Origin of the sequence: Mycobacterium talmoniae, from assembly GCF_001854525.1 — a bacterium.
Classification (GTDB): Bacteria; Actinomycetota; Actinomycetes; order Mycobacteriales; family Mycobacteriaceae; genus Mycobacterium; species Mycobacterium talmoniae.
The window spans coordinates 23633-30170 of sequence record NZ_MLQM01000045.1; the positions used below are offsets into that span (position 1 = coordinate 23633).

Annotated in this window: 5 protein-coding genes; 3 read left to right on the forward strand and 2 right to left on the reverse strand. The window is 69.2% G+C overall.

The window, feature by feature from the left end; genetic code table 11:
* Positions 1-11 precede the first annotated feature (11 nt).
* From BKN37_RS10870 to ctaD, 3 genes are all read left to right on the forward strand, one after another.
* On the forward strand, positions 12-1811 hold the full coding sequence (locus tag BKN37_RS10870; RefSeq protein WP_242657200.1) for a glycoside hydrolase family 15 protein: 1800 nt from the start codon (positions 12-14) through the stop codon (positions 1809-1811).
* Between the two features lie 294 nt (positions 1812-2105).
* On the forward strand, positions 2106-3092 hold the full coding sequence (locus BKN37_RS10875; protein ID WP_071025418.1) for an LLM class F420-dependent oxidoreductase: 987 nt from the start codon (positions 2106-2108) through the stop codon (positions 3090-3092).
* A gap of 5 nt (positions 3093-3097) precedes the next feature.
* A complete protein-coding gene (gene ctaD / locus BKN37_RS10880; protein WP_071025421.1) occupies positions 3098-4780 on the forward strand; it encodes an aa3-type cytochrome oxidase subunit I in 1683 nt (560 codons plus the stop codon).
* On the opposite strand, the gene BKN37_RS10885 is transcribed toward ctaD, so the two are convergent.
* The gene (locus tag BKN37_RS10885) at positions 4777-5097 is read right to left on the reverse strand and encodes a hypothetical protein (RefSeq protein ID WP_071025424.1); all 321 of its coding nucleotides are present in this window, start codon (positions 5095-5097) and stop codon (positions 4777-4779) included. The genes ctaD and BKN37_RS10885 overlap by 4 nt on opposite strands.
* 107 nt (positions 5098-5204) lie before the next feature.
* Positions 5205-6538: ATP-binding protein (locus tag BKN37_RS10890; protein WP_071025444.1), on the reverse strand; the 1334-nt coding region annotated here is incomplete at its 5' end.

Below are 6538 nucleotides of genomic sequence, written 5' to 3' on the forward strand. Positions count from 1 at the left end.
AGGGGCTCACTGTGCCGGACGCTGCGTGCATCGACCTTCTTGCGGCATTCCCGCCGCAGGTGCTGCGCCAGTACGCGCTGTTGGCCGACGGTGAACGCGGCGCGCTGATCGGTCCGCACGGGGAAGTGACGTGGCTGTGCGCGCCGCGCTGGGATTCCGACGCGGTGTTCGCCACGTTGATCGGCGGCGGGGGCGGCTACACCGTCACCCCCAAACAGGGGCGGCACGTGTGGGGCGGCTACTACGAGCCGGGCAGCCTGATCTGGCACAGTCACTGGGTCACCAACGACGGCGAGATCGAATGCCGGGAAGCCCTGGCGTTTCCGGCCGACGCCGGCCGGGTCGTGGTGCTGCGCCGCGTCGTCGCCGTGCGGGGCACCGCCGAGGTCACCGTCATGTTGGAACCCCGCGCCGGGTTCGGGCACTACGCCAGCGGCCACCTCGGCTGCCACGACGGGGTGTGGACCGGACGCAGCGGGCCGTTGCGTTGGCGGTTCGCCGGTTGTGCGGCGGCCCGCCCGTTCCCCAGCGTCCACGGCGCCGGTGCGGTCCTGGTCGCCGAACTGTCGATCCCCGAAGGCGGCCACCAGGACCTGGTTTTCGAATTGTCCGAGCACGAGTTACCCGCCGGCTTGGTCGACCCGAATCTGGCCTGGGAGGCCACCGCGAACGCGTGGGCGCGGGCCCGGCCGGACCTGACCGACACCATCGCGCCGCACGACGCCACCCACGCCTGGGCGGTGCTGCGCGGACTGACCAGCACCACCGGCGGTATGGTCGCCGCCGCGACCACCAGCCTGCCGGAGCGGGCCCACACCAACCAGAACTACGACTACCGCTACGTGTGGATCCGCGACCAGTGCTACGCGGGGCTGGCCGCCACCGTGGCCGGTGCCACCGACCTGTTCGACGCGGCCACCGAGTTCGTCACCGCACGGGTGCTGGACGACGGACCCCACCTCAAACCCGCCTACACTGCTTCCGGCGGCGCGGTGCCCGATGAATCGACGCTCGACCTGCCCGGCTACCCCGGCGGCACCGATAAGACCGGAAACTGGGTGAACGGCCAGTTCCAGCTCGACGCCCTCGGAGATGCGTTGCAACTGCTGGCGGCCGCCGCCCGCGCCGACCGCCTTCCGGCCGACGGGTGGCGAGCAATTGACCTGGTGGCGGCCGCGATCGAGGCGCGGTGGCAGGAGGCCGAGGCGGGAATCTGGGAATTGGACAACCGCAACTGGACCCACTCGCGGTTGACCTGTGTCGCCGGGTTGCGCGCGGTGGCCCAATTGGCCGACCGGGTCGCCGGTCTCACCGCGCACAGCGTGCTGGCCGACGCCATCCTCGCCGACACCGCGCGGCATGGACTCGACGCGGGCGGATGCTGGCGCCGCAGCCCGGAACTGGGCGGGGTCGATGCATCCCTGGTGTTGCCGGCGGTGCGGGGCGCGCTGCCCGCCGACGATCCGCGCACCGTGGCCACGTTGGCCGCGGTCCGTGACCAGCTCGCGGTGGAACAGTATGTCTACCGGTTCCGCCACGACCAACGCGACCTCGGCGATGCCGAAGGCGCCTTCTTGCTGTGCGGGTTCATGATGGCGCTGGCCGAACACCAACAAGGCAACGACTGGGCGGCGATCCGCTACTTCGAACGCAACCGGTCCGCCTGCGGTCCGGCCGGCTTGTTCTCCGAGGAGTACGACGTGAGCCAACGCCAGCTGCGCGGCAACCTGCCGCAGGCGTTCGTGCACGCGCTGATGTTGGAAACCGCTGCGACACTAGGTGATCCGCGGTCGTTGTCGCCTCGAGATTGACGCGGACGCGCAAAACCGCGAGGAGCGGCCGCGCTCGCGTCAATCTGGGTGCCCGAGCGTTTGGCTGCATGACTTCGCGCGTCGTCGGGTACACGCTCGGGGACGCTTTCGACGAAGTACGGGGATCTTTATGGACAATTCACGCGACCACCGACACAGGGACGAGGTCACCGCGCGGCTGCGTCGCAAAGCCGATCGGGGTCACACCGAGGAGCAGCGGCGTCGGATCCGCGCCGCGACCCGCTGCTGACCGAGGCCCGGTTTGGGCCGGGGCGGCTCGGGTACCCGTGCTGTATGACGCGATTTGGCTACACCCTGCTGACCGAACAGAGCGGGCCCAAAGACCTTGTCCGTTACGCCGTTTCTGCCGAACGACGCGGCTTCGACTTCGAAGTGTGCAGCGACCACTTCAGTCCCTGGCTCACCTCCCAAGGGCATGCGCCCAACGCCTGGACGGTGCTGGGGGCGGTCGCGCAGGCGACCGACCGGGTGGATCTGTACTCCTACGTCACCTGCCCGACCGTGCGGTATCACCCGGTGATCGTCGCGCAGCAGGCCGCCACCGTGCAGATCCTCTCCGACGGCCGGTTCACCTTGGGGTTGGGCAGCGGCGAGAACCTCAACGAGCACGTCGTCGGCCACGGCTGGCCCACCGTGCAGCGCCGTCAGGACATGCTGCGCGAGGCGATCGAAATCATCCGGGCGTTGTTCGACGGCGGCACGGTGAACTGGCGCGGCCACTACTTCCAGGTGGATTTGGCGCGGCTGTGGGACCTGCCCGAGGTGCCGGTCGGGGTGGCCGTCGCGATGGCCGGCGAGAAGGGCATCGCGAAATTCACCACCCTGTCCGATCACCTGATCGCCGTGCAGCCCGACCAGGATCTGGTGCACGGTTGGCACACCGCGCGCCAGGCGGCCGGGCTGGCCGGCAGCGGCCGGGTGGTCGGCCAGGTGCCGGTGTGCTGGGATCCCGACCGCGACACCGCCGTGCACCGCGCCCATGACCAGTTCCGCTGGTTCGGCGGCGGCTGGCAGGTCAACGCGGACCTGCCGACCCCGGCCAGTTTCGCGGCCGCCACCCAGTTCATCCGGCCCGAGGACGTCGCGGACAGCATTCCGTGCGGACCCGACCTGGATGCGATCGTCGACGCGGTGCGCCCCTACTGGGAGGCCGGCTTCACCGATATTGCGCTAGTCCAGATCGGCGGGGACGCCCAGGACCTATTCTTGAAGGAAGCCGCCGAGCCGCTATTGGCGGCGCTGCGGGCCGCCTCCAAGTAGTCCCCATGACCGCGACAATCCCGACCCCGGTACAGCCGCGACGCCCATTCCCGGCGCGGCACCGCCCGCCCGGGTCGGTGCTGTATCAGCTGATCAGCACCACCGACCACAAGCTGATCGGCCAGATGTACGTGGTGACCGCGTTCGGTTTCTTCTTCACCGCCGGGCTGATGGCGCTGCTGATGCGGGCCGAACTGGCCACACCGGGTCTGCAGTTCCTGTCCAACGAGCAGTACAACCAGCTGTTCACCATTCACGGCACGATCATGCTGCTGCTGTATGCCACCCCGATCGTGTTCGGGTTCGCCAACCTGGTGTTGCCGCTGCAGATCGGCGCCCCGGATGTGGCGTTCCCGCGGCTGAACGCCTTCTCCTACTGGATGTTTCTGTTCGGCGGACTGATGGTGCTGGGCGGGTTCCTCACCCCCGGCGGGGCGGCGGACTTCGGCTGGACCGGCTACACGCCGCTGAGCGACTCGCTGCACTCGGCGGGCCCCGGCGCGGATCTGTGGGCGATGGGGCTGATCGTGTCCGGGCTGGGCACCATCCTGGGCGCGGTCAACATGGTCACCACGGTGATCTGCATGCGTGCCCCCGGGATGACGATGTTCCGGCTGCCGATCTTCACCTGGAACATTGTGGGCACCAGCGTGCTGATCTTCCTGGCCTTCCCGATCCTGACCGCGGCGCTGTTCGCGCTGATCGCCGACCGGCACCTGGGCGCCCACGTCTACGACGGCGCCAACGGCGGGCCGATCCTGTGGCAACACCTGTTCTGGTTCTTCGGGCACCCCGAGGTCTACATCGTGGCGCTGCCGTTCTTCGGGATCGTCACCGAGATCATCCCGATGTTCTCCCGCAAACCGATCTTCGGCTACACCGTGCTGGTCTATTCGACCTGGGCGATCGTGTTTTTGTCCGCCTCGGTGTGGGCGCATCACATGTTCGCCACCGGCGCGGTGCTGCTGCCGTTCTTCTCGGTCATGACGTATCTGATCGCGGTGCCGACCGGGATCAAGTTCTTCAACTGGATCGGCACCATGTGGAAGGGGCAGCTGACCTTCGAGACGCCGATGCTGTTCTCGCTCGGCTTTCTGGTCACCTTCCTGCTGGGCGGGTTGACCGGGGTGGTGCTGGCCAGCCCGTCGCTGGATTTCCACGTCCATGACAGCTATTTCGTCGTCGCGCACTTCCACTACGTGCTGTTCGGCACCATCGTGTTCGCCACCTTCGCCGGCGTCTACCTGTGGTTTCCGAAGATGACCGGCCGGCTGCTGGACGAGCGGCTGGGCAAGCTGCACTTCTGGCTGACCCTGATCGGGTTTCACACCACCTTCTTGGTGCAGCACTGGCTCGGAGACGCCGGCATGCCGCGCCGCTACGCCGACTACCTGCCCACCGACGGCTTCCAACCGCTCAACGTCGTCTCCACCGTCGGGGCGGTGATTCTCGGCGTGTCGATGCTGCCGTTTATCTGGAACGTCTTCCGCAGCTACCGCTACGGCGAACCGGTGACCGTCGACGACCCGTGGGGCTACGGCAACTCGCTGGAGTGGGCGACCAGCTGCCCGCCGCCGCGGCACAACTTCACCGAACTGCCGCGGATCCGCTCCACCCGCCCGGCGTTCGAGCTGCACTATCCGCACATGGTGGCCCGGTTACGGGCCGAGGGGCACGTCGGCCGCTAGTCGCCCAACGCCGCGGCGGCGAACCGGCGCACCGCGGACTCGGCCGCGGCGGCGGCATCCGCGTGACCCGCCCGCGCCCGGGTGCCGATCCGGCCGGAAACCGGGTCGAGCGTCACCTCGGCGAGCAGCTCACCGGTGGTCGGCTCGCACACCGCCCAGCTGTAGCCGGTGTCGGCCGCCCAGCCGGCGGCGCTGCGCGTGACGTGGCCGGGGTCGGTTTCGCCCAGGTCGGCCAGGGCCGGCCGGTCGTCGACCCGGTCGTCGGCGCGCAGCGCCCGCAGATACCAGGCGCCGGCGTTGATTTCGATGGGATCCACAACTCACCTCCGTCGCGAACGTGCACAAAATGCCAGCCGCAGTGGCCGTTTGGCGTACATTTGTGCACGCTCGCGGGCGAAGTTACTCGCGGAGGTAGGCGGGTGAGCTACTTGATCTCGGCGAGCACGGTGCCCTGGGTGACGGCCGCGCCGGCCTCCACCGCCAGGCCGGTGATGACACCGTCCTTGTGCGCGGTGACCGGGTTCTCCATCTTCATCGCCTCCAGGACGACCACCAGGTCACCGGAGGACACCTCCTGGCCCTCCTCGACGGCCACCTTCACCACCGTGCCCTGCATCGGCGCGGTGACCGCGTCCCCGGACGCCGCCGCACCGGCCGCCGCGCCGCGCTTGCGGGGCTTGGGCTTTTTGCGGATGGCGCCGCTGGCACCGCCACCGCCGCCCCCGTTGAGCGCCAGGTCGCCGGGCAGCGACACCTCCAGCCGCCGGCCACCCACCTCGACGACCACCTTCTGCCGCGGCAGGGTGTCCTCGACGTCGATCGGCTCGCCGCCGGTGAACGGCTCGATGGTGTTGTCCCACTCGGTCTCGATCCAGCGGGTGTGCACCGTGAAGCCGTCCTCGTCGCCGATGAACGCCGGGTCGGACACCACCGCGCGGTGGAACGGGATGACCGTGGCCAGTCCTTCGACGTGGAAATCGTGCAGGGCGCGACGGGCGCGCTCCAACGCCTCGGTGCGGGTGGCGCCGTACACGATCAGCTTGGCCAGCATCGAGTCGAACTGGCCGCCGATCACCGAACCGGACTCCACCCCGGAATCCAGCCGCACCCCGGGCCCGCTGGGCGGGTCGAACCGGGTCACCGGGCCGGGCGCGGGCAAAAAGCCGCGGCCGGCGTCCTCGCCGTTGATCCGGAATTCGAAGGCGTGGCCGCGCGGCTCCGGGTCCTCGGTGAGGTCCAGCTTCTCGCCGTTGGCGATGCGGAACTGCTCGCGCACCAGGTCGATGCCGGCGGTCTCCTCGGTGACCGGGTGCTCGACCTGCAGCCGGGTGTTGACCTCCAGGAACGAGATCAGGCCGTCCTGGCCGACCAGGTATTCGACGGTTCCGGCGCCGTAGTAGTGGGCCTCTTTGCAGATCCGTTTGGCCGACTCGTGGATCTCCTTGCGCTGCGCGTCGGTCAGGAACGGCGCCGGGGCCTCCTCGACCAGCTTCTGGAAGCGGCGCTGCAGCGAGCAGTCCCGGGTGCCGGCCACGACGACGTTGCCGTGCTGGTCGGCGATGACCTGCGCCTCGACGTGGCGCGGCTTGTCCAGGTAGCGCTCCACGAAGCATTCGCCGCGGCCGAACGCCGCGGTGGCCTCGCGCACCGCCGACTCGAACAGCTCGGGGATCTCTTCGATGGTGCGGGCCACCTTCATGCCCTTGCCGCCGCCGCCGAACGCCGCCTTGATCGCGATCGGCACGCCGTACTCCTTGG

What these genes read in the sequence shown, in the direction of transcription:
- ctaD (WP_071025421.1), top strand. Translation starts at nt 3,098, where the DNA reads ATGACCGCGACAATCCCGACCCCGGTACAGCCGCGACGCCCATTCCCG.
- BKN37_RS10875 (WP_071025418.1), top strand. Translation starts at nt 2,106, where the DNA reads ATGACGCGATTTGGCTACACCCTGCTGACCGAACAGAGCGGGCCCAAA.